General features: G+C 59.7%; 22 protein-coding genes. 4 read left to right on the plus strand and 18 right to left on the minus strand.

What is annotated here, in order from left to right:
- Nucleotides 1–22: 22 nt before the first annotated feature.
- The 8 genes from B8783_RS02510 to B8783_RS02545 all read right to left on the minus strand — a co-directional run bounded on the left by B8783_RS02510 (nt 23) and on the right by B8783_RS02545 (nt 7,516).
- Nucleotides 23–1,063 carry a rod shape-determining protein gene (locus B8783_RS02510; protein WP_084418192.1) on the minus strand — a complete coding sequence of 347 codons (1,041 nt, stop codon included), beginning with the start codon at nt 1,061–1,063 and terminating at the stop codon, nt 23–25.
- 264 nt (nt 1,064–1,327) lie between these two features.
- Entirely contained in the window at nt 1,328–1,675 is a 348-nt protein-coding gene (locus B8783_RS02515) for a hypothetical protein (protein WP_139792218.1), read from the minus strand.
- Between the two features lie 124 nt (nt 1,676–1,799).
- Entirely contained in the window at nt 1,800–3,335 is a 1,536-nt protein-coding gene (locus B8783_RS02520) for a 2-isopropylmalate synthase (RefSeq protein ID WP_084418194.1), read from the minus strand.
- Nucleotides 3,336–3,498: 163 nt separating this feature from the next.
- Entirely contained in the window at nt 3,499–4,242 is a 744-nt protein-coding gene (locus B8783_RS02525; RefSeq protein WP_084418195.1) for a TVP38/TMEM64 family protein, read from the minus strand.
- An 80-nt stretch (nt 4,243–4,322) separates the two neighbouring features.
- Nucleotides 4,323–5,147, minus strand: coding sequence for a class I SAM-dependent methyltransferase (locus B8783_RS02530; protein WP_169711679.1), 825 nt, complete (start codon nt 5,145–5,147; stop codon nt 4,323–4,325).
- A 44-nt stretch (nt 5,148–5,191) separates the two neighbouring features.
- The gene (locus tag B8783_RS02535) at nt 5,192–5,593 is read right to left on the minus strand and encodes a cupin domain-containing protein (protein WP_233355646.1); all 402 of its coding nucleotides are present in this window, start codon (nt 5,591–5,593) and stop codon (nt 5,192–5,194) included.
- A gap of 22 nt (nt 5,594–5,615) precedes the next feature.
- Complete coding sequence (locus B8783_RS02540) at nt 5,616–6,587, minus strand: oxidoreductase (protein ID WP_084418198.1); 972 nt, start codon at nt 6,585–6,587, stop codon at nt 5,616–5,618.
- A gap of 68 nt (nt 6,588–6,655) precedes the next feature.
- A complete protein-coding gene (locus B8783_RS02545; protein ID WP_084418199.1) occupies nt 6,656–7,516 on the minus strand; it encodes a hypothetical protein in 861 nt (286 codons plus the stop codon).
- 163 nt (nt 7,517–7,679) lie between these two features.
- Between B8783_RS02545 and B8783_RS02550 the strand changes: the two genes are divergently transcribed.
- The 4 genes from B8783_RS02550 (at nt 7,680) to B8783_RS02565 (ending at nt 11,185) form a co-directional block, all read left to right on the plus strand.
- Nucleotides 7,680–8,279 (plus strand): tetratricopeptide repeat protein, encoded by a 600-nt coding sequence (locus tag B8783_RS02550; RefSeq protein ID WP_084418200.1) that lies wholly within the window; start codon nt 7,680–7,682, stop codon nt 8,277–8,279.
- Nucleotides 8,280–8,352: 73 nt separating this feature from the next.
- The gene (locus B8783_RS02555; RefSeq protein ID WP_139792219.1) at nt 8,353–9,129 is read left to right on the plus strand and encodes a GGDEF domain-containing protein; all 777 of its coding nucleotides are present in this window, start codon (nt 8,353–8,355) and stop codon (nt 9,127–9,129) included.
- A 63-nt stretch (nt 9,130–9,192) separates the two neighbouring features.
- The gene (locus tag B8783_RS02560) at nt 9,193–10,203 is read left to right on the plus strand and encodes an LLM class flavin-dependent oxidoreductase (protein ID WP_084418202.1); all 1,011 of its coding nucleotides are present in this window, start codon (nt 9,193–9,195) and stop codon (nt 10,201–10,203) included.
- A 64-nt stretch (nt 10,204–10,267) separates the two neighbouring features.
- Nucleotides 10,268–11,185, plus strand: a complete 918-nt coding sequence (locus B8783_RS02565) for a DMT family transporter (RefSeq protein WP_084418203.1) — start codon at nt 10,268–10,270, stop codon at nt 11,183–11,185.
- Between the two features lie 3 nt (nt 11,186–11,188).
- Here B8783_RS02565 and eda read toward each other — a convergent pair whose 3' ends face one another.
- From eda to ilvN, 10 genes are all read right to left on the minus strand, one after another.
- Nucleotides 11,189–11,833: a bifunctional 4-hydroxy-2-oxoglutarate aldolase/2-dehydro-3-deoxy-phosphogluconate aldolase gene (gene eda, locus B8783_RS02570; protein WP_084418204.1), complete on the minus strand. Its 645-nt coding sequence runs from the start codon at nt 11,831–11,833 to the stop codon at nt 11,189–11,191.
- The gene (locus B8783_RS02575) at nt 11,830–12,810 is read right to left on the minus strand and encodes a glucokinase (protein WP_169711680.1); all 981 of its coding nucleotides are present in this window, start codon (nt 12,808–12,810) and stop codon (nt 11,830–11,832) included. The genes eda and B8783_RS02575 overlap by 4 nt, the downstream gene beginning before the upstream one ends.
- On the minus strand, nt 12,803–14,647 hold the full coding sequence (gene edd, locus B8783_RS02580) for a phosphogluconate dehydratase (RefSeq protein ID WP_084418206.1): 1,845 nt from the start codon (nt 14,645–14,647) through the stop codon (nt 12,803–12,805). Before edd ends, B8783_RS02575 begins: the two co-directional genes overlap by 8 nt.
- Complete coding sequence (zwf, locus tag B8783_RS02585; RefSeq protein WP_084418207.1) at nt 14,644–16,113, minus strand: glucose-6-phosphate dehydrogenase; 1,470 nt, start codon at nt 16,111–16,113, stop codon at nt 14,644–14,646. The genes edd and zwf overlap by 4 nt, the downstream gene beginning before the upstream one ends.
- A gap of 143 nt (nt 16,114–16,256) precedes the next feature.
- On the minus strand, nt 16,257–16,676 hold the full coding sequence (locus B8783_RS02590) for a DUF3617 domain-containing protein (protein ID WP_169711681.1): 420 nt from the start codon (nt 16,674–16,676) through the stop codon (nt 16,257–16,259).
- 122 nt (nt 16,677–16,798) lie between these two features.
- Nucleotides 16,799–17,071, minus strand: a complete 273-nt coding sequence (locus B8783_RS02595) for a hypothetical protein (protein WP_199288147.1) — start codon at nt 17,069–17,071, stop codon at nt 16,799–16,801.
- A gap of 4 nt (nt 17,072–17,075) precedes the next feature.
- Entirely contained in the window at nt 17,076–18,746 is a 1,671-nt protein-coding gene (locus B8783_RS02600) for a phosphatidylglycerol lysyltransferase domain-containing protein (protein ID WP_084418209.1), read from the minus strand.
- A gap of 23 nt (nt 18,747–18,769) precedes the next feature.
- Nucleotides 18,770–19,789: a ketol-acid reductoisomerase gene (gene ilvC, locus B8783_RS02605; protein ID WP_084418210.1), complete on the minus strand. Its 1,020-nt coding sequence runs from the start codon at nt 19,787–19,789 to the stop codon at nt 18,770–18,772.
- 14 nt (nt 19,790–19,803) lie between these two features.
- The gene (locus B8783_RS02610) at nt 19,804–20,808 is read right to left on the minus strand and encodes a hypothetical protein (RefSeq protein ID WP_084418211.1); all 1,005 of its coding nucleotides are present in this window, start codon (nt 20,806–20,808) and stop codon (nt 19,804–19,806) included.
- On the minus strand, nt 20,805–21,356 hold the full coding sequence (gene ilvN / locus B8783_RS02615) for an acetolactate synthase small subunit (RefSeq protein ID WP_084418212.1): 552 nt from the start codon (nt 21,354–21,356) through the stop codon (nt 20,805–20,807). Before ilvN ends, B8783_RS02610 begins: the two co-directional genes overlap by 4 nt.
- Nucleotides 21,357–21,369: the final 13 nt, after the last annotated feature.

A 21,369-nucleotide genomic window follows, 5' to 3' on the forward strand; every position in this document is an offset into this window, starting at 1 on the left:
ATGAGTTGTCAAAATCTGATGCTCAGACTTCCGGCGAGAGCACGTTTTTCATGCGCACCAGATTCTCAAGCACATAGCCACAGCCCTGCGCGACGCATTTGAGCGGGTCATCGGCAATCATCACTGGCAGCTTGGCTTGCTCACGGATGACAACGTCGAGATTGCGCAGCAACGCACCGCCGCCTGTCAGAACAATGCCGCGGTCAACGATGTCAGCGGCCAGCTCTGGCGCCATCGCTTCGAGGGCAAGCCGGATCGCATCGACAATCTCTGCGACCGGATCAGCCAGCGCTTCGGCCATCATGGCTTCGTTGACTTCAACTTCGTTTGGAACGCCATCAATCGTGCCGCGGCCACGAACGGTTACGGTCAAGCCGTCGCCGCTCTCTGGCGCTTTCGCCGAAGCGATCTCTTTCTTGATACGCTCTGCCGACATCTCACCGATCATGATCTGCTGCGACTTGCGCAGATAGCTCATGATGGCGTGGTCCATCTTGTCACCGCCAACCCGGACCGAGCGGGAATAGACAATACCGCCGAGCGACAGGACGGCGACCTCAGTCGTACCGCCGCCAATATCGACGACCATCGAGCCGGCTGGCTCTTCAATCGGGAGGCCAGCGCCGATCGCGGCCGCCATTGGCTCTTCGATCAGCTGGACATCCCGCGCGCCTGCGGCAAGCGCCGACTGGTGGATCGCGCGGCGCTCAACGTTCGTTGCTGAGCTTGGCACACAGATGATGATCAGCGGCGAAACGAAGGCCCGGCGATTGTGCACTTTGCGAATGAAGTGCTTGATCATTTCTTCGGCGACTTCGAAGTCCGCGATCACGCCATCGCGCATCGGGCGGATAGCTTCCATGTTCAGAGGGGTCTTGCCGAGCATCTGCTTGGCCTGGTTACCGACCGCGTAAACCACCTTGCGGCCGCCCTGATTCATGTACGCAACGACCGATGGCTCATCGAGCTTGATACCCTGGCCTTTTACATAGACGAGCGTGTTCGCTGTGCCGAGGTCAATGGCCATGTCCGTAGAGAGCATGCCGAGGAGGCTACCGATCATGAGTAAGGTCGCTTCTTTTTGGGGCGGGACAGGGATGATTCTGCCGCGCGCGTGTTTCTATATGTGCTCAGCCCGTACCACCCATGCCGTTTCCTGGCAATGAACGCAAGCGCAACACTGTTTGCGAATGGAACGATCCGTACACCTGAGGGAAAGTCCAGCAGTGACCGCACATCCCGTCATTTGCCCCGGAGACTCCGGTTTCATTTCGAAAACGTAACGTTTTGGGTGGGACGACAAACCGCCAAACGGTGCGCCTGGTGTTTATTGTCGCCCGGCCGTCCCGGACGCGCTCGGCAAAAACCCGGCATCGCTGGCGGCGGCCCGTGTTTCTGCGAGCGCCTTTCTGGCATCGGAAACCTCTGCCTCGGCCTTACGTTGTGACCGCTCAGCCTTGTTCAGATCGTTCTCAGCCCGCTCGACCTTGCGCCGGGCGTCGCGAACTTCCTTGCTCGCCTTGTCCAGCGAACGGTCTGCCTTTTCGACACGGGTATTGGCAGCTTCTATCTGCTCTTGGGCTTCGACGGCACTGACGGGCGGCGCAATCGCGGTGTTCGTGCTGGCACAGCCGGTTGCGGCGAGGATAGCGGCGACAGGCAATATTTTGATCATGGAAATCATCATCAGTTCAGGCCTCCTTCTGGAGTAGCTTTGCCTGCGGCTTATCGGGCCAGCGCCCATTTCGCCTAGTGAACTTTCCGTATGATTCCAGCTGAGCTGCCCGTCAGATGAGCGATCAGGCCGCCAGTTGCTTCAGGCGACGGGCCTCAAGCTTGTTGAGCGCATGGATGTAAGCTTTGGCGCTCGCGACAAGCGTATCAGGGTCCGAGGCGCGGCCGACGGCCATGAAGCCCTCTTCCTTCAGGCGGACGCTGACTTCAGCCTGTGCATCCGTGCCACCTGTGACCGCGTGAACCTGAAAGAGGTCAAGCTTTGCCCCGTGATCAATGATCGAACGGATCGCATTGAAGACCGCATCGACCGGGCCATTACCCGTGCAGCTAGCTGACTTCTCATCCCCATCGATCACGACGCTGAGATCTGCCGTCTGCGGGCCTTCAGAGCCGGCAATGACGCGCAGGCTCTTGAACGATACCCGCTCGCCCATGGCAGACAGCTGGTCATCAACAAGCGCCAGGATGTCATCATCGAACACGTGTTTCTTGCGGTCTGCGAGATCCTTGAAGCGGCGGAAGGCAGCGTTCAGGCCATCCTTGTCCAGCTCATAGCCGAGGCTGGCGAGCTTGTCGCGGAACGCATTGCGGCCCGACAGCTTGCCCATAACGAGGGAGCTTTTCGAGACGCCGACATCTTCCGGCTTCATGATCTCATACGTCTCGGTATTTTTCAGCATGCCATCCTGGTGGATGCCGCTTTCGTGAGCGAACGCATTCTTGCCGACGATGGCCTTGTTGTACTGAACGGGGAAACCGGTGATGCGGCTGACCATCTGGCTCGCCCGCGCAAGACGGGTCGAATCGACGCCGGTTTCAAATGGCAGGCTGTCACCGCGCACCTTGAAAGCCATGACGACCTCTTCCAGCGAGGCATTGCCGGCGCGCTCACCCAGACCATTGATCGTACACTCGATCTGACGCGCGCCATTGCTCGCCCCGGCGATGGAGTTTGCAACGGCCAGTCCGAGATCATTGTGGCAATGGGTCGACCAGATCACCTTGTCGGAATTCGGAATCGTCTCCCGAAGGCTGCGGATCAGCCCGCCATATTCATCCGGATGCGTGTAGCCGACCGTGTCGGGCACGTTGATCGTCGTCGCGCCGGCCACGATGGCGGCGTCGATGCACTTGCAGAGAAAATCAAACTCGGTGCGGGTCGCGTCCTCAGCGCTCCACTCAACATCGTCGACGAGGTTGCGCGCCTGTGCGACCGAGCGGCCCACCGCTTCCAGCACCGCGTTCGGCCCCATCTGGAGCTTGTGCTTCATGTGGACCGGGCTGGTCGAGATAAATGTATGGATGCGTGGCCGCGCAGCATGGCGGACAGCTTCGCCGCAGCGATCAATATCGCCGGGCGTTGAGCGAGCCAGGCCGGTAATCACCGATGAGCGCGAGCGGCGCGCTATTTCGCGAACGGCCTCGAAATCCCCCTGGGATGAGGCTGGAAACCCGGCTTCGATGATATCGACGCCCATCGTTTCGAGCAGTTCGGCAAGGTCGAGCTTTTCGGCATGTGTCATGGAGGCGCCGGGAGACTGTTCGCCGTCACGCATCGTGGTGTCAAAAATGAGGATTCTGTCTTTGTCTGTCGTCATTGGTCTGGCCTGTTGGAAACTTGGTGGCTGGTACGAGCGTACGAGGCTTGAAGTTTTCCCCTGACCAGGCGCCAGACAATTAGTGTCCGGCGGCGACCGGCCAGGGGCCGATAAGCAGCAGGTTGGTTAGCGTCAGCAGGGGCAGTTTCTTGCGCATGAGTGGTTATTCCGGCGTCCGGGTTTCGCTGTCAACCTTGCGGCGCTGCATTGACGCAATAATTTTGCCAGTTTTGTAGCGATGCTGTGCAAAAAACCAGACGGCTGCGAAAATTAGGACCGCGAGCGCAGCCAGTCCTGCCGCCAATAATGGTGATCCCTTCATGGCGGCCATCAGGCTTTGCCCGGCAAATGTCACCAGCAGAATTTTCGGAATGATACCGATTCCCATCCCGCCGAGAAAGGCGAGGAAATTTGCCCGCACCGCGCCAAAAGCCATGTTGACGATAAGGAACGGACCGGTCGGCACATTGCGGACGATGGCACTTGCCGCAAATGAATTGCGACTGACGAAGTCAGTAAAGCGCGCGGCCCGCCTGCCCGAAAAGCGCGCGACTGCCGCCTGCCCGCTCAGCCGCCCCAGCCAGAACGTCACCGCGCCGGAGACCATGGTCGCGATCCAGGAATAGAGCGCGCCATTGACCGGCCCGAAAGCCACGACGGCCGCGCCGATCAAGCCAAATTGCGGCAGCCCGACAAAGGCGGCCACAGTGAACAGGGCAATCACCGCCGGTAGCGCCCAAGGCGTATCGGCAAGCTCCTGCATCTGGGCGATGAAGGCCTCGAGCGAGCCGAGGACCCCTGTCTTTCCCAGAATGAAAAGCGTAATCACGCCTGCGCCAATGGCGAGGCCAAGATAGAGCGCGTTTCGTGAGCGCGCAGCTGGAATGCGGTCATCCGGCGTTTGCATGCGCGCTCCTCTCTGTCAGCCGGCGAGGATCGTCAAGCGGTTTGCCCAGCCAGACAAGGCCGCGAGACGAAACCGGATCGTTAAGGCGCTGGCGCCGTCGCAGGCTTTTCAAACATCATCATCACCTGATCGGTCCGCCCGCGGACGGCCTCTTCGAAGATATTGGCGCTGAGATCATCATCGGGATTGTCGAACAGATCGCTCTCGGCCACCAGAATAAAGCCGGCCTCCATGCCAAGATCGCGAATGATTTGCGGGTCGATCCGGTGCGTTTCACCGCCGACCGTCGCCGGTGAGCCTTCAGGCGCAGAATGGTCGATCACGACGAAACGGGCGCCGGGTTTCAGCACGCGGAAGATTTCCGGGAATGAGTCGTCAGGATTAGTGACGAGCGCATCGCTGCCTTCCGGGCTGTACCAGAGCTCATGCGGCCCCTGAAACCAGGTCGCGACATCCATGCTGGCGTCTTCCAGCGGCAGCTCGTCGAAATTGGCTTTGACGTATTCGACATTGTCCAGGCCATCGAGACGCTGCTCCAGCGCGTTGCCAAGGAAAGCATCGAAGGAGGCCGGGTTCTGCATGTAGACCTTGCCATCTTCGCCGACATAGCGCGAGAAAATCTCGGTGAAATATCCGCCGCCGGCTTCCATTTCCAGAATGCTGACGCCTGTCGGAATTCCCATGAAGGCGAGAACATCCATCGGACGGCGAAGATCGTCGCGCTCTGTATCCGTCTCAGGGCGGTTCGGATTATCGATCGCATTTGTCGCTGCGGCCGTATCCAGCTCGCTCACCATCGATGGCGGCGGGATAACATCTGCAGGCGCACGCCCCGCCATTTGATTGCCCGTCGCGCAGCCAGCCAGAGCCAGCGCGGCGCTTGCGAAAATCAGATGCTGTTTCATGTCAGTCTCCTTGAAGCGCGATGCGCCAGAATATTCCTTGCCTGTCATCGGTCCGGGCGAGGACGATGCTCGGTGCCCTCACCGGCTGTGATGAACACGGCAACGGCAGGCGCCTCGACCATATCGGCCGTATGCCAGACTCCGGGCTCGTTTATAATGTATTCGCCCGGTCCAATAGTGACTTTCTGGACTTTCCCGCCCGGAAATTCCTGAACCAGTGTCATGCGACCTGACACGCAAAGCACAACTTCATGGCCATTCGGGTGGACTTCCCAGCTGTCCCAGTCGCTCTCAAACGCATGCATGGAGATCAGGCGGCCATCGAGCCCATCATCTGGATGAAGCTTACCATAGGCCTCATACCATTCTATCCCGCCTGTAAACTCCGGCAGGATGTGGGCGGTGCCGCCTTTGCCGAGGTGCACGGGAAATCTCGCAAGTTTCATCGCCCTGCTCATCTCCCCCAGCCTAGGCGTCAGCGAGCATTTTTTCGCTCATCGACCAGAGCCGGTCGGCCTTGGCGTCGTCGGTGATCCATTCCCGTGCATGTTCCCAGCGCTGGCTGTTCTCGCCTGCGAGCTGAGCGATATCACAGTCTTCGCAATACTCCCCGCCGCGCCCGTCGAGCTTTGGTGATGTTGCTGCCCAGACCGCCGTTGCCGCGCCCTGCTCGGGTGTCTTGAACATCATCTTTATGGGCTCTGGAATCGTGCCGTCGGGGTTTTTCCAGCCGAGAGCGACCATCTCTTCATCCGGCAGGTGACGCTGGAGCGGCGTAAAAATACCGCCCGGATGAACCGAGAACGCCGTCACGCCCTTGTCTTTCCATTTTCGGTCCAGCGCGTTTGCAAAGAGGGCATCGGCGCTCTTGGCTTGCCCGTAAGCATCCCATTTGTCGTAGTCGTGAGTTTCAAAATGCGGATCATCCCAATGCACATCGCTTCTGATATGCGCGCTCGATGAAAGGGCGACGACACGGGACGTACCCGCCCGCGCGATGGCTGGCTCAAGCCCAAGGGTCATCGCCATATGCCCGAGATGGTTGATGCCAAACTGCGACTCCCAGCCCGGTCCAACCCGGTTCAGCGGACAGGCCATGATGCCCGCATTATTGATAAGGATGTGCAGCGGTCGCTCAGACGCGACATAGTCGGCTGCAAATGATTTCACGCTTGGAATGTCGGAGAGGTCCATGTGCGCCAGGACGATCTCACCCGGCATGTCCGAGAGCGCGTCTTTCGCGACGTCCGGCCGTCTTGCCGGCACCGTGACATGGGCGCCCGCGCCGGACAGCGCCCGCACCATTTCCAGTCCGATACCGCTATAGCCGCCCGTGACGATGGCATTCACGCCTGTAAGATCGCGCCCCTCCAGCACCTCACGCGCTGTCGACTTTGCGCCGAAGCCTGAGCCGATCGGTTTCTGACTTTGTGCCGTCATGTCTGGTATCCTTCCCTTATATACCAGGGAAGGTGACCTATTGTCGGCGCACTGGCAAGCAAACCCAGCTAGGCCTCGACCCTTCCCTTCGGGTCACGGAAGATCAGCGTAATCACCCAGATGCCCGCGCCGATCGCTATTGGGCCGATCACGCTCATAAGGAAGGCGATGAAAAACGGAAAGCGCATGCCGAGCTGGTAGAGTTTCCCTGTCGGTGAGCGCTTCACGCGATGTGTTGTGCCGGGCTCGAATTCTGCTGCCACATCATCGGCGCGCCCGGCTGTCTTGAGCGGCGCGGTCTCTCCGTCTGCATCTTCCACGACAATATTGGCCGTCCGGGCGATCCGTCCGCCCGCCCAGGGACGCTCAGTGATCTCGTTCGAGACAACTTCGACGGTCTCCTTCGGCCAGAAGAGCGAGACCGGCGGAGGGTCTCCGAATGTCCACATGAAGCGCAGCAGGATCAGCGGGAGCATGACAAAGCACGTGCCGACGCCGGCCAGAAACAGCGCGACACCGCCGCCTTCTCTGAAGAAGGAATAGACGAAAAAGATGAGGATCACGGCGGCGCCCGCTGTTATCACGATTGCCGTCCAAAGAACGGGCTGAGGATCGCTCAGCGCATAGGCGAAGTCTTTTTTGGGGTGAAGGCGCACAGAAACCTGATCGCCGAGCGGCCAGTTTTCCTTGACCAGTTCAAGGTCATGCCGGTTTTCGACCAGAAGCCGTCGCACTTCGCCGTCGGGCAGCGATACGACAGGATAGCTCAGATCGGCGGGGCCGTATCCGGTCTCCACTGTCTCGCTGATATAATCAGTAATTTCGCCCTTGCCCGTGTCCCAGAATACGCTTTTCGGAGCAGGCGCCCCGATGGACCAGACCAGGAAAACGGCAATCAAAGGCAGTATCGCCCCAAACAAAATACGCATCGTGTCCCCCGCAATATGAGGCCTCGCTGCGCCTCGAACCTGTTGTAATAGCGATACCGGAGTCCCCCTTCCGGTCAAACTGCATTACATCCGCCGACAGGAAACCGCCACAATTATCGTGCGTAGTTACTTCATAACAGAATTTCAGACTTCGAGGTTTACCATGTCCAGACGTCCTGCACTCATTGCCAGCCTCTGTGCTTTCGCGGCGATTACATTCAGCCTCCCGGCGTCTGCGCAGTTCGGCCGCGAGCAGATTGCGCGTCCCGACAAGGATGAAGTCTATGCTGACATGGCCGTGGAGCGCGGCTGGTACGACGACGCCATCGAGCGCTACAGCGCCACCTGCGAGGACCGGTCTCGCCAGAAAGCAACATGGTCTCGCAATTGCCGCAAGCTGGCCGACATCTATCGCCGCGGGCTTGAAGGCGGTCAGGACTATGACAAGGCCCAGGCTCTTTATGACGAAGCCTGCTTCACAGGCCGCGACGATGAAAGCTGCATGCAGCAGGCCAATGTCAGCTTCAAGGGCACCGATGGCAATCAGGACTATGCCTATGCGCGCAAGCTGTACAAGGAAGCCTGCTCGCTCGGCAACAAGACCGGATGCGCCGGTTATGGCTCAATGCTGTATCGCGGTCAGGGCGGCGCCATGAAACGCGATGAAGGCAAACGCTACATCCAGACAGCCTGCGCTGAAGGCGATAGCTGGGCGTGCGAGCGCGCGCGAGGATTTGGCCTGCCTGAACGCCGGGGGCTCTAATACTCAATTAATTGTTTGAAATTCAAACAATCGAGTTACGCGAATATTCGGTAACTGTGTGTATCTTCACAATATGAGCCACAATTATCGTCTTGAGCAGGCCGATCCAAACTCCGCGGTGCGGGCACTGAGCTTCTTTGGCTTTGTAATCGTCGCCGCGCTGTCTCTTGCAATAATTTTCGCGATCATTTTCTCATCCTATTTCGGCACGCCGCGAGATCAGTCGGACTTCATGATGATGACGATCATCATCACCGCCTGTGTCGCCGGACCGATGGGCGCACTCGCCGCGCAAAACCAGTATCGGGTCGACCGCTATCACGCGACACTAGAAGCGATGGCGTCGACCGACCCGCTCACCGGGCTTTTGAACCGCCGGGCATTCAAGATCCTCGCCAATGAGGAGATTAGTCGCATGCAGCGGACCGATCACGGCGTTTGCATCGTGACGTTCGACATCGACAATTTCAAACGTGTGAACGATGCTCATGGCCACGCCTTTGGCGACCGGGTTCTGACATCCATCGCAAATATCAGCCACGCCGCGCTGCGCGGCCCGTTCGACAGGCTTGGTCGTTGGGGCGGCGAGGAATTTGTCATCCTGCTGACAAACGTAAACATTGATCAGGCGCAAAGTGTCTGTGAACGCCTGCGCGAGCGCATTGCCTCCACGGACCTGACGTTCAACGGCACCACGGTGCGCGTCACCGCCAGTTTCGGCATTGCACCTCTGACCAAGGGGTGCCGGCTCGAGGAATCGCTCGAAGCGGCTGACCAGATGCTCTACCGGGCCAAAAGCGCCGGTCGCAACAAGGTGATGAGTGTCGCCCCGCTGAAGAGCGTCGCCTGAGATAACGCTCCTCGCCCATGCTGCGTATTGAGACGCGGCTCCGCCATACATACATGGTGGCGTATGATACCTTTTTCCGTTCTCGACCTCGCCCCGATTGTTGAAGGCGCCAGTGCGCAAGACGCAATCGAACGCGCCAGCCGGCTTGCAACCCATGTCGACAGGCTTGGCTATAATCGCTACTGGCTGGCCGAGCATCACAACATGCCCGGCATTGCGAGTGCTGCGACGGCGGTCATGATCGCCCGCGCCGGCCGCGACACGAAGACCATCCGGCTCGGTGCCGGTGGCATCATGCTGCCCAATCATGCGCCGATCATGATTGCCGAACAGTTCGGCACGCTCGACGCTATCTATCCGGGGCGTATCGATCTTGGCCTTGGCCGCGCACCGGGCGGTGACCAGTTGGTCGCGCAGGCCCTGCGCCGCACGATGGTCGGCGGAGAAGACCGCTTCCCGCGCGAAGTCATGGAGCTGCAAGCCTATCTTGGGCCGGTTCAGCCCGGTCAGCGCGTGCAGGCTGTTCCCGGCGGCGGCTCGAACGTTCCGCTCTGGATTCTCGGCTCCTCGACATTTGGCGCGCAGCTGGCCGCCCATCTTGGCCTGCCCTATGCCTTTGCCTCACACTTTGCGCCGCAGCAGATGATGCAGGCGATCTCGATTTACCGTGAAACCTTCCAGCCATCCGAGCAGCTGAAAAAGCCTTACGTCATGCTCGGTTTCAACATGATTGCCGCCGATACTGACGAAGAAGCCCATGTGCTCGCCTCGTCCCTGCGGCGGACCTTCGTCAATCTGAGACGCGGAACGCCGACACGCCTCTCACCGCCCGATCTCTCCTTCGATGAAGAGATCCAGCCGCACGAACACACCATGCTTGAGACGATCCTCAGCTGTTCAGCCGTCGGGTCGCCGCAAACGGTGGAAACCAAGCTCAAAAGCTTCCTTGAGAAGACCGGGGCAGACGAAATGATCCTGTCGGCCAATATCTATGATGAGAAGGCCCGTCACCGCTCATATGAGATCGCTGCAGAGGTGCGCGAGCGCCTGACGGTGCCGAAGGCTGCTGAATAGGATTTAGCGACCCCCGCATTTAATCCATGGAGTCAACGCGGCGGCTCGGTTAGATGGCCGGGCCATGCTGACACGATTTCTTGCCATGCCGGTCCTTGTTGCTGCCGTCGCCATATTCCTGGGGACGTGCGTCGACGCATTGGTGAAAGGCATCGCGCCGGGCGCCGGCCTGCATTATCTTCTGGCCTGGCGGTTCCTGTTTGGCGGCGTCCTCGCCTTTGCCGTGTTCCGCGCCAAGAAACGCCCTCGCCCGAGCAATGCCGCAATCCGGTTTCATACCGCGCGCGGGCTTCTGCAGCTGTTCTGCGCCTTCACTTTCTTCTACGCACTGACGCAACTTCGACTGGCTGAAGCGACCGCGCTTGGCTTTACCGCATCCTTGTTGGTCGCGCCGGTGGCACGTGTCGTCATCGGCGAAAGAATAAGCCCCATCGCGGTTGGTGCTGCTGTGCTTGGATTTGGCGGCGTTGCGCTTGCGGTTCTTGGCGCAGGCGGTGACCCCGAAGCGCAAACCGGCAATCGCGCGCTCGGCCTGATATCGCTGTTCTCCTCAACCGTCGGCTATGCATTTGTCCTGGTTCTGCTGCGGATGCGGGCGACGAAAGAAGACGCCACAACGATTGCGATGTTCACCAATGTTGTCCCGGCAGTTGCGCTTCTGCCGATCACACTCGGCTTGTTCGGCTTTCCGGCCCTTGCCAGCCTGCCGCTCTTCCTGATGCTTGGCGTCCTTGGCTATTCAGTCTGGTTCCTGATGACGCTCGCCTATGCCCGCGCGCCGGCCCAGAGACTGGCCCCGCTGGAATATTCGGCGCTTATCTGGAGCGCGGTGATCGGTCTCATCTTCTTCGATGAACTGCCCGGCTGGCCGTTATGGCTGGGCGCGGTGATCATCGTCGCCAGCTGTTTCATCGTCGCCTTTGAAGACCACTATCGCACGCGAAGGCTCGCGCAGATGCCTGCGAGCGACCTGCCGGAATAGAGCCTAGCCTTTGTCGCGTCCGATGCGGACAGCATCTCTCGCCTTGTCGGTGATGGCGTCCCAATCCCCGTTTGCCATGTCGGCTGGCGTCGCGATCCATGAGCCACCAATCGCAATTACATTTGGCAGGGCGAGATAGTCTGCCGCGTTCTTTGGTGTGATCCCCCCCGTCGGCATAAAGTCCATATGCGGCAACGGCCCGGCAAGCGATTTCAGGAAAGACGCGCCACCGGATGCCTCTGCAGGGAAGAACTTCATGACGCCATAGCCCTCATCGAAGCGCGCCATGGCTTCGCTCGCCGAGGAAATACCCGGCAGGATAACACCGTCATGATTGCTGAGCGCCTCCAGCAGCAGGGGTGATGTGCCCGGCGTCACCAGAAAGTCCGATCCGGCTTTCAACGCCGCATCGACATCGCCTTCAGAAATGATCGTACCCGCACCAACAAGCAGATCATTGTCCATGTCGCCCATGATGCGAATGACCTCCAGAGCCGCCGGCGTGCGCAATGTAACCTCAACCGAGGTCAGGCCGCCCTTGATAAGCGCGTCTGCCAGCGGCGCGGCGTATGCCACATCCTGCACGGTGAGAACCGGAACAATGGGAGCCTTGTCGATGGCGCGCCGGAACGCAGTCATTGTTTTCATTGTAAGCTCACCTCATCAAAATATAGAGCGGCCGCACCGACCAATGCTGCTTCACCCGCCAATAGAAGACGAATAGTGATTGGCTTCATATAGGCACTCATCGGTCCACGCTGGAAGAACCGCTCCAGCGCAGCGGGGGCTTCAAGCCAGTCTGCCAGACGTTCGGCCACCCCGCCGGTAATGACCACGCCGCCTTTGGTGCCATTCATCAGGGCCGCATCGCCGAGCGCATAGAGCGTACCGCGCGCGCGTATCTCACAGATGTCATTGCAGATCTGGTCGCCCTCGCGCGCCCGTTTCAGCATCTCGGCCGGCGGAATTTCCTGCCACGCCACACCGTCGATCCGGCAAAGGGCCTTGTGAACCTCGTTTAGTCCGGACCCGGACAGCACCAATTCACTCGAGACGTAACCATGCTTGTCTTTCAGCGCTTCATAGAGCGCCCATTCGCGGGGGGTTGCCGGGGCGAACGCCGCATGGCCGCCCTCCCCTGTCACAACGCGCCATCCGCTTTGCCCGACCGGCAGAAGCGTCGCCATGCCGAGCCCCGTTCCTGGCCCGGACACAAGAATGGGCTGGCGCCCGCCAGCCTCCTGTTCGCCATCGTGCAGAAGTTTGAAGTGACTATCCGGCAGCTCAGGAATCGAGCGCGCCATCGCCGCGTAATCGTTGACGAGCCGAACTGTCTCCAGCCCGCAATTGGCTTCGAGCCGCTTAGCATCAACGACCCAGTCGCGATTGGTCAGCTTGACGTGACCGTCGCTGACCGGTCCAGCAAGCGCAATGAGCGCGCGGGTGGGCTTCTTGTCGCCGAGGCTTTCGCAATAGGCGATGAGCGCATCGTCAAAGTCAGCAAAATCGTCGCCCGGCATCACGGACACGTCAGATATCACCGGATGACCGGCAAAGCCTTGCCGCGCGACTGCGAAGCGCACATTCGTGCCACCAATATCGCCGACGAGAACAGTCTCAACCAATGCCTGCTCCTGGGCCGGGAAGGAAAAACTCGAACAGGCTGCCGCCACTCTCCGGGCGACCGGCATTGTCACGGAACGCACTGAACAATTCGCGTCCAAGGCCCTGACCGCGCAGATTGGGCCTGAACTGGGCCGGCTCACGCGCGCTGAACACGGATGGGTCGACGTCTATATCCAGTCGCCCGGTGTCAGCATCCAGCCGGATGACATCCCCGTCCTGAACGCGCGCCAGTGGCCCGCCGCGCGCTGCCTCTGGGCCGACATGGATCGCCGCAGGGATCTTGCCGCTCGCGCCGGACATCCGTCCATCGGTGACCAGCGCCACACGGAAGCCCTTATCCTGCAGCGCGCCGAGCGCTGGCGACAGGGCATGCAGCTCTGGCATGCCATTGGCTGCCGGGCCCTGAAACCGCACAACAGCGACGACATCGCGATCCAGCTCGCCGGTCTTGAACGCCTCTTTCAGCGCCTCCTGGCTGTCGAACACGCGAGCGGGCGCCTCGATAACGCGCCGGTCCGGCTTGACCGAAGACACCTTGATAACGCCGCGCCCAAGCGGACCGTCCAGCATGCGTAGACCACCTTCCGCCTGAAACGGATCAGACACGGGGCGCACGATATCGAGATCGCCGCTTTCTTCTGCGGGCGCGCGGAAGGCAAGCTTGCCATCGTCCAGCCATGGCTCGCGCGCATGGTCTGCAATCGAGCCCATCACGCCGCGCGCCTCCGCATTGAGGAGGCCTGCTTTCAGCAGCTCGTTCATGACGAAGCTCATGCCGCCGGCGGCCTGGAAATGGTTCACATCGGCTGGGCCGTTCGGATAGATCCGGCAAAGAAGCGGGGTGATCTCGCTAATGTCGGAAAAGTCTTCAAGTTCAATCTGATAGCCCGAAGCTGCCGCCATCGCAGGAATGTGGAGTGCATGATTGGTCGAGCCACCGGTTGCCATCAGGCCGACCAGCGCATTGACCCAGCTTTTCGCATCGATCATCTCGCCCATCGGCGTGTAGTCGCGCTTCACAGTGAGACCGACGACTTGCTCGACCGAGGCCCGGGTCAGGGCTTCGCGCAGCGGCGTGCCCGGGTTTTCAAAGGCCGCACCTGGCAGGTGAAGCCCCATCACCTCCATCAGCATCTGGTTCGAATTTGCCGTGCCATAAAAGGTGCAGGTGCCAGGGCTATGATAGCTCTCGGATTCGGCCTTGAGCAGCGCTGCACGGTCGACCTTGCCGAGCGCGTATTCCTGTCGGATGCGTTGCTTTTCCGGGTTTGGCAGGCCCGATGGCATAGGCCCGCCCGGTACGAAGACATGCGGCAGCCAACCAAAGCGCAAAGCCGCGATCATCAGACCCGGCACGATCTTGTCACAGATGCCAAGATGCAGCGCACCATCGAACATGTCGTGGCTCAGCGAGACGGCCGAGGCCAGCGCGATCACATCACGCGAAAAGAGCGACAGCTCCATGCCTTCCTGGCCCTGGGTGACGCCATCACACATGGCCGGAACGCCGCCCGCGACCTGCGCGGTCGCGTTCACCTTGCGTGCGGCATCGCGGATGATCTCAGGGTAATGCTCATAGGGCGCATGCGCCGAGAGCATGTCATTATAGGCGGTGATGATGCCGATATTCGGCCATGACGCGCCCAGAAGCTGGGTCTTGTCGATGACAGCACACCCGGCCGAGGCATGCGCGAGATTGCCGTCGGCGAGCTTCTCACGCGCAAAGCCCTCCGGCTTTCGCGAGGCGATGAGATCAAGATAGGCGGCACGGGTCTCCTTGGACCGGTTTTCGATCCGCGCTGTGACCTCTGCGATTTTTGGGTGAAGATCGCTCATTTGCCGTTGCTCCACCAATCGCGTTCGTCCTGGCGAAGCAACATGCGGGCCTCAACCGGGCCGTCTTCGAGACCTGCGGAATACGTGTAGACCGGCACTTTTGCGTCCTGCCAGGCGTCCAGCAGACCATCCACCCATTCCCAAGCTTCCTCGACCTCTTCGCGCCGCATGAAGAGGGAGAGGTTGCCGCGCACGACATCCATCAGAAGACGCTCATAGGCGTCCGGATATCTCAGCTGAAAGGACTCTGCGTAGGACAGGTTCAACGGTAGAGACTGAACGCGGAGGCCGCCCGGTCCGGGTTCTTTGATCTGCACATAGAGCTGCACGCCCTCATCGGGCTGCAGCCGGATGATCAGCCGGTTAGAATGGGCTTGCTCCTCGCCAAACATGGCGTGTGGCGCCTCACGGAACTGCACCACGATCTCTGAGTGACGAGACCGCATGCGCTTGCCGGTCCGAAGATAGAACGGTACGCGCGCCCAGCGCCAATTATCCACCCATGCCTTGATCGCGACGAAGGTCTCGGTCTTGCTGTCCTGATTGTCGAGCTCTTCGAGATAGCCTTTGACCTGCTTGCCATCGACGGTGCCCGGCCCGTATTGCGCGCGCACGGTTTCCTGCGCCGCGCATTTCGCCTCAACCGGCCGAAGCGCATTCAGTACCTTGATCTTTTCCGTCCGGATCTCATCGGCGGTCACCGAATTTGGCGGCTCCATCGCGATGAGGCAAAGCAGTTGTAGCAGATGGTTCTGCAACATGTCCCGCACGGCGCCTGCGCTGTCGTAATAGCCCGCGCGATCACCGACGCCGACATCCTCAGACACGGTGATCTGGATGTGGTCGATGGCTGTGCGGTTCCAGAGCGGTTCGAACAGAGTGTTTCCAAAGCGCAGCACCAACAGGTTCTGGACGGTCTCTTTGCCGAGATAATGATCGATCCGGTAGATATGGTCTTCGCGGAAAACGGCGCCGACGCCCGCATTGATGGCGCGCGCGGACTCTAGATCAGTCCCGATCGGCTTTTCCAGCACGACGCGCGCATCGCCCTTCGACAGGCCCGCCTTGCCAAGCGCCTCGCAAATAGGAACGTAGATTTTAGGCGTCACTGCCAGATAGAAGATGGTGGGCCGATCATCATCGACGAGCTGGGCCTTGAGCTTATCCCAGTCGGCGTCCGGGTCTGTTGCGTCCATGCTGATATAGGACAGCATCTTCTCGAACTTGGCCCAGTCCTCCGGCTCAACGGTTTCGCCCGTGAAATTCTTACAGGCCTCAAGCGCAAACTCGCGAAACGCCTTGTTCGACATCGTGCTGCGCGAGGCGGCTACGAGCCTTGAATCTTCAGGGATCTGCCCGTCAAGAAAACGGTGGTACAGGGCCGGAAGCAGCTTGCGCTGACTGAGGTCGCCCGTCCCTCCGAAAATGACAAGGTCGAACGTATCTACAGGTATAAATTTGGCCATCTGTGCCACACCTATGGAAAACGCCGAAGGCTGTCAAAGCGACCTGACGAAGCTTCAACACCCTTCGGCGCGACTGCATGGATAGCAGTCAAACAGGGATATTTTCCGGGCATAAAGCGTCCGGAAAATGAAGTCCCGAAAATTTATTGGCAGGTCGTTGCGACCCGTGATGCAGACGCGGACAGAATAACCGGGACGTTCTCTTCGGTTGTTCCGGTCCATCCCGTGGCATTGAGTTGCGCCTGATCGCCGTTCACCGTCAGCCGTCCGCTCAATTCACCGTCCGGACCGCCAGCACAGCGCATCTTAAAGTGATAGCCATCGGTCTGGTAGGAACTGCTCGTCACCTCGCAATTGGCATTGATGTCATTCAGAAGCGCGTCATAGGACGATCCAGCCATGACCGGATCGATGCACTGGCTGCCCACGTCCTGCATCGGGATCGGACCGAGCGCAAAGCTCGCCTGATAGCTCCAGAGGCCAGGACGCACATTGGTGTCTGCAGACGCGGAAATCGGTAGCATTGCGAACATCGCGCAGGCTGTCAGTGTCTTGATTCTCATTTGCTCTCTCAAACTTCTGCTTGGCGGTCCCATGAAAATGGCGCCTGGCCACATCGGCCTCAACACAAAGCTTTTTAATTCGCCATTCAGGCGAAATTCAGACCGGGCAAATGAGAATTATGTCATGATGTTGCGTCGGGCACGAAGCCCGCGACAAACGCAATGACCTTGCTTGCAGGCATTTCGCAAGGCTTCAAACGGGCCTCGCCAGAAACCCGGTAGAGATTGAAGCTGACATGATCATTGCCGCCCAGCGCTTCGCCATAAAGCTTCACGCGCCGACCGTCCGAAGACCGCTCCACCGTCACGCCCCAGCGATTGCCTTCATAGCCCCCCTGACTGTAGCCAGTGGGTAGGCGCGACAAGGCTTGGTGGAAGTCGTCGATAGCGGGCAAATGCCTATTTGCCGCCTAGCATCTTGCGGAGGCCGCCACTGGTCAGCAGGGCAACATCGGCCAGCGCGAGGGCGATATTCATCCGCCCCGGCGCGGCGAGATAGACCGGCTCCCAATCAGGGTGGAACTTCTCCTTGTAGCGGCGCAGGCCTTCAAAGCCGTAGACGTTTTCGCCATGCGAATAGACGAAGGCACCGAGGCGGCTCAGCACATCGGCTTCGCGTTGGGTCGCAAGACCTGCGAGCGGCGCCATGCCGAGATCGAGCCGCTTGAAGCCTGCCGCGCGGCCCCAAAGGGCAAGCTCAGCAAATAGCGCATCCATCACGGGGCTTGGCGCGTCGGGATGGTGACGCATCAGGTCGATCATCAGGGTTTTGCGGTCGCCCGATTCCCAGACATTTGCGAACGCCATCAGCTGGTCGCCTTTCCAGATCGTCGCGAGGCTGAAGCGGCGCAGATAGTCCTCATCGAACTTGCCAAGCGTGAAGGCTTTCTCTGCGCCTGAGTGACGCGCGAGCCAGGCATCAGAGACCGACTTGTAGACCTCGGCATGCTCATCGAACGCGCCGGGCGGCAGCATTTCAAACCTGTTGTCTTCGCGCTTCAGCTTGTTGACCGCCTGGCGCAAGCGGGCCCGGTCACTGCCCTCCAGCGTGAAGTCTTCGAGATTTATGATCGCGGTCTCACCCACCTTCTGAGCGACCAGCCCAAGATCGAGCGCGACGGGCAGGAAGCTGGCCGGCACCGCATAAAAGATCACATTGGCGCGGGCGCGGTCTGCAAATCGTTTGAAGGCGAAGGCGAGCGTCTGGGCGGCATCTTTCGGCCCAACCGGAGGCCCCATGACGATCCAGTTTCGCCCGCGCACGCCATACATGACAAAGGCGCGACCATCTTCGGAAAACATGAAACGTTTGTCGTCCAGATAGGCGAGCGCACCTTCGGCCTGCGCTGTGCCGGGCGCGCTTAATACGGCGCTTATCTTTTCATCCAGTTCAGCGGTCCGCTCCGGCAGGCCCGGGGCGCCGCGCGGCTGCAAAAGGCGCCAGAAAATGAAGAGCGCCGCCGTAACAGCAACGGTGACGAGCGCCCGCAAGAAGCGAGAGGCATCTGCATCCAGCGCAAAAGTCCACCAGAGGTCATTGCGGTACTGGACGTTGCGATAGGCAAAGAAACCAAGCCAGGCGACCCCGGCCAGGAGCCCGACCAGCAACAGCACGCGCTCTGGCGAAACGGCGATCTCGGAGATCGACCCCTTACGGTAGAAGGCATGTCGCGAGGCGCCCATGGCAACCGTCGCGAGCGCCAGGAAAATCGCCAGGCCAACATGCCCGCCAGCCAGAACCGTCAGCACCGACAGCAAGGCGATGATGATGAGACCCGCAAGCCAGGCAGAGTGCAGGCGCTGCCCGAGGCCCATAGACAGCAGGATGAGAAGCGTGCCCGCAATCGAGGCGACGAAGTGAGAGACTTCGAGCAGGCCAAGCGGCAAGTCGAAGGGCAGATCCTCCAGACTGGCGGGGATCATCAGGGCGGCGAGCACCAGCACGCCTGCAATTGCAGCGAGACCCGCAAAGGTCCGCGGCGCCAGCAGGTAAACGGCCTCACCTGCCAGAAAGCGCACGGCAGACCCGCCGGTCGAAGGTTTTTGATCTTCGATCTTCGGATCTGCCATGTCTGTTTTCCCTGGAAGGTCGCCTAGTTACGCGACTTGTCTACCAGACGATCGTTCTGTGCCCAATGCATCATGCCACGCAATTTTTCGCCGACTTCCTCAATGAGGTGATCGTTCATACGGGCGCGTTTGGCGTGGAAGCCTGGCGCACCGGCCTGGTTTTCCAGCACCCAGTTGCGCGCGAACGTGCCGTCCTGGATGTCCGTCAGGATCTTCTTCATCTCCGACTTCGTCTTGCTGGTCACAACGCGTGGACCGGAGACGTATTCGCCATACTCAGCGGTGTTGGAAATCGAGTAGTTCATGTTGGCGATACCGCCTTCATATATCAGGTCGACGATCAGCTTGGTTTCGTGCAGGCACTCAAAGTAGGCCATCTCCGGGGCGTATCCTGCCTCGACGAGGGTCTCGAAGCCTGCCTTGATCAGCTCGACGATACCGCCGCAAAGCACGGCCTGTTCGCCAAAGAGGTCAGTTTCGGTTTCTTCGCGGAACGAGGTCTCGATGACCCCGGCGCGAGTGTTGCCGATGGCTTTGGAGTAAGAGAGCGCCACGTCTTTTGCGGTGCCCGTCGCGTCCTGATGGATCGCAACGAGACCTGGCAGGCCGAAGCCGCGCTGATACTGGTCACGCAGGGTGTGGCCGGGGCCTTTTGGCGCGGACAGCGAGACGTCAACGCCTTCCATCGGGCGGATGAGGTTGTAGTGAACGTTGAAGCCGTGGCCGAACATGATGTGCTGACCGGGGCGGACATGCGGCTCGATTTCATTCGCCCAGAGGACAGCCTGCTTCTCATCCGGAATGAGGATCATCACGACATCGGCCCACTTGGTGGCCTCGGCTGGCGTCATGACCGTCAGGCCTTCGGCTTCGCACTTCTTGCGGCTGGAAGAGCCTTCCTGAAGGCCGACAACCACATCTTTCACGCCGCTGTCGCGTGCGTTCAGAACATGCGCATGGCCCTGGCTGCCATAGCCAATGACAGCAACTTTTTTGGACTGGATAAGGCCGAGGTCGGCATCCTGCTCGTAATAGACTTTCACTTTGAGTTACTCCGTTAGTTGTATCGATGTCTGAGTGAGTTTTTAATTGTGGCCACAAGAGTAGTGACAAACTTTTCGGGGTTAGCTTCATCCCACATGATGGTCGTTCGGTGGTTGACGTCGAAATGTGGGCGAGTGCGGGGATCATCCCATACCGCTTGTTCGCACAAATAGATCACAGGTTTGCCGAGCCCTTCCGCCAAGCCCGCTTCCCAATACGCTCCCTTGTTGCCGTGACTGAGATCGACCAGCACAAAAGCGGCGTCTTCGATTGCTTCCCTCATTACGTTGTCAATGAGGCCCGCTTTAACTGTGTCAGGGCTGTCTACTCGATTCACGGCGACGCCCAGATGTTTATCGACTCCGGGCTTCAACACATCGTTGATGAATGCATCCAGTCGAGCATCTCCGAATTGCATTGCTATGAATCCGTCTTTCGATCGGGTGTCACCACGAGCCAATTGCTCCCACCGTTTCCAACCCGCCAAACTAAGTCGTGCCTGCAGCAAAGTCGGAGGAGCTCCCATCACCTCATCTAAGGTAGTACTGTCCGACAGTAGCCCTTCATCGACCATATCCATAGCCAACCTTCCAAGGGACTCTTCTGACGGCGCCCCTATAAGTCCCTGCAGCCCAATTGCTGCCTCGAAATCGGGAGAACCCTTTTCCAACTCTAGATCGCCAAGATATCTTACCAGATTGTCCATTTGAACGAGACGAGTGGGTAGTGAAATGTTTTCCTTCTTCAATCTCTCCAGCTCGGCATGGGAGATCCACGGAATTGTCGTATCTGAATAGAATGGCAGATTTCGTTTTGTTCTAATGAGGTGAGAAAGAGCTGCTCGACGAACCTCAGTCCACCACTTGTCAGATTCGAGAACTTCGAAACTCAAGTCACCCGCGAAGTAATCGCCGCAAGCGGGGCAATTTGCTTGGGTTACATCGCGGGAGCCTATGTACTGCGAGCCGCATGCACCTTCACCACAGATAGCGCATTCTGCCTCATCTTCCCAATTCATCCCGCATCCTTCCCGCGCCGAATGGAGAGGACGCCGGTGCGGCTGACCTCGACGAGGCCGAGCGGCTCCATCAGGTCGGTGAACTGGTCGATCTTGTCGGACGCGCCGGTGATCTCGAAGATGAAGCTCTCATTCGTCGTATCGATGACGCGGGCACGGAAAATCTCTGCGATGCGCAGCGCTTCGACGCGCGGTTCGCCCTGCCCCGCAACCTTCACCAGCGCCAGCTCACGCTCAATGCCGCGCTTGGACTTGGTGATGTCGATGACGGCAGCGACCGGCACCAGACGCAGCAGCTGCGCCTCGATCTGCTCGAGCATATGGGCGGTCCCGGTCGTCACGATGGTGATCCGCGAGCGATGTTTGCCCCGGTCCACTTCGGCGACAGTCAGGCTCTCAATATTGTAGCCACGCGCAGAGAACAGCCCGACGACACGGCCTAGGACGCCCGGCTCATTGTCGACAAGGACGGCGAGCGTGCGGCGCTCGTCGGCCTCTTCGGCGTGATCCATATCATAGGCGCTGGCGGGGATTGGCTCTTTGCTCATGCGCGGGCTCCGG

The organism is Henriciella litoralis, from assembly GCF_002088935.1.
Taxonomy (GTDB): domain Bacteria; phylum Pseudomonadota; class Alphaproteobacteria; order Caulobacterales; family Hyphomonadaceae; genus Henriciella; species Henriciella litoralis.

What these genes read in the sequence shown, in the direction of transcription:
- B8783_RS02550 (WP_084418200.1), top strand. Translation starts at nt 7,680, where the DNA reads ATGTCCAGACGTCCTGCACTCATTGCCAGCCTCTGTGCTTTCGCGGCG.
- B8783_RS02610 (WP_084418211.1), bottom strand. Translation starts at nt 20,808, where the DNA reads ATGAATTGGGAAGATGAGGCAGAATGCGCTATCTGTGGTGAAGGTGCA.
- B8783_RS02535 (WP_233355646.1), bottom strand. Translation starts at nt 5,593, where the DNA reads ATGAAACTTGCGAGATTTCCCGTGCACCTCGGCAAAGGCGGCACCGCC.
- B8783_RS02515 (WP_139792218.1), bottom strand. Translation starts at nt 1,675, where the DNA reads ATGATCAAAATATTGCCTGTCGCCGCTATCCTCGCCGCAACCGGCTGT.
- B8783_RS02520 (WP_084418194.1), bottom strand. Translation starts at nt 3,335, where the DNA reads ATGACGACAGACAAAGACAGAATCCTCATTTTTGACACCACGATGCGT.
- B8783_RS02555 (WP_139792219.1), top strand. Translation starts at nt 8,353, where the DNA reads ATGAGCCACAATTATCGTCTTGAGCAGGCCGATCCAAACTCCGCGGTG.
- B8783_RS02510 (WP_084418192.1), bottom strand. Translation starts at nt 1,063, where the DNA reads ATGATCGGTAGCCTCCTCGGCATGCTCTCTACGGACATGGCCATTGAC.
- B8783_RS02600 (WP_084418209.1), bottom strand. Translation starts at nt 18,746, where the DNA reads ATGGCAGATCCGAAGATCGAAGATCAAAAACCTTCGACCGGCGGGTCT.
- B8783_RS02545 (WP_084418199.1), bottom strand. Translation starts at nt 7,516, where the DNA reads ATGCGTATTTTGTTTGGGGCGATACTGCCTTTGATTGCCGTTTTCCTG.
- ilvN (WP_084418212.1), bottom strand. Translation starts at nt 21,356, where the DNA reads ATGAGCAAAGAGCCAATCCCCGCCAGCGCCTATGATATGGATCACGCC.
- B8783_RS02560 (WP_084418202.1), top strand. Translation starts at nt 9,193, where the DNA reads ATGATACCTTTTTCCGTTCTCGACCTCGCCCCGATTGTTGAAGGCGCC.
- B8783_RS02525 (WP_084418195.1), bottom strand. Translation starts at nt 4,242, where the DNA reads ATGCAAACGCCGGATGACCGCATTCCAGCTGCGCGCTCACGAAACGCG.
- B8783_RS02540 (WP_084418198.1), bottom strand. Translation starts at nt 6,587, where the DNA reads ATGACGGCACAAAGTCAGAAACCGATCGGCTCAGGCTTCGGCGCAAAG.
- zwf (WP_084418207.1), bottom strand. Translation starts at nt 16,113, where the DNA reads ATGGCCAAATTTATACCTGTAGATACGTTCGACCTTGTCATTTTCGGA.
- eda (WP_084418204.1), bottom strand. Translation starts at nt 11,833, where the DNA reads ATGAAAACAATGACTGCGTTCCGGCGCGCCATCGACAAGGCTCCCATT.
- edd (WP_084418206.1), bottom strand. Translation starts at nt 14,647, where the DNA reads ATGAGCGATCTTCACCCAAAAATCGCAGAGGTCACAGCGCGGATCGAA.
- B8783_RS02565 (WP_084418203.1), top strand. Translation starts at nt 10,268, where the DNA reads ATGCTGACACGATTTCTTGCCATGCCGGTCCTTGTTGCTGCCGTCGCC.
- B8783_RS02530 (WP_169711679.1), bottom strand. Translation starts at nt 5,147, where the DNA reads ATGAAACAGCATCTGATTTTCGCAAGCGCCGCGCTGGCTCTGGCTGGC.
- B8783_RS02590 (WP_169711681.1), bottom strand. Translation starts at nt 16,676, where the DNA reads ATGAGAATCAAGACACTGACAGCCTGCGCGATGTTCGCAATGCTACCG.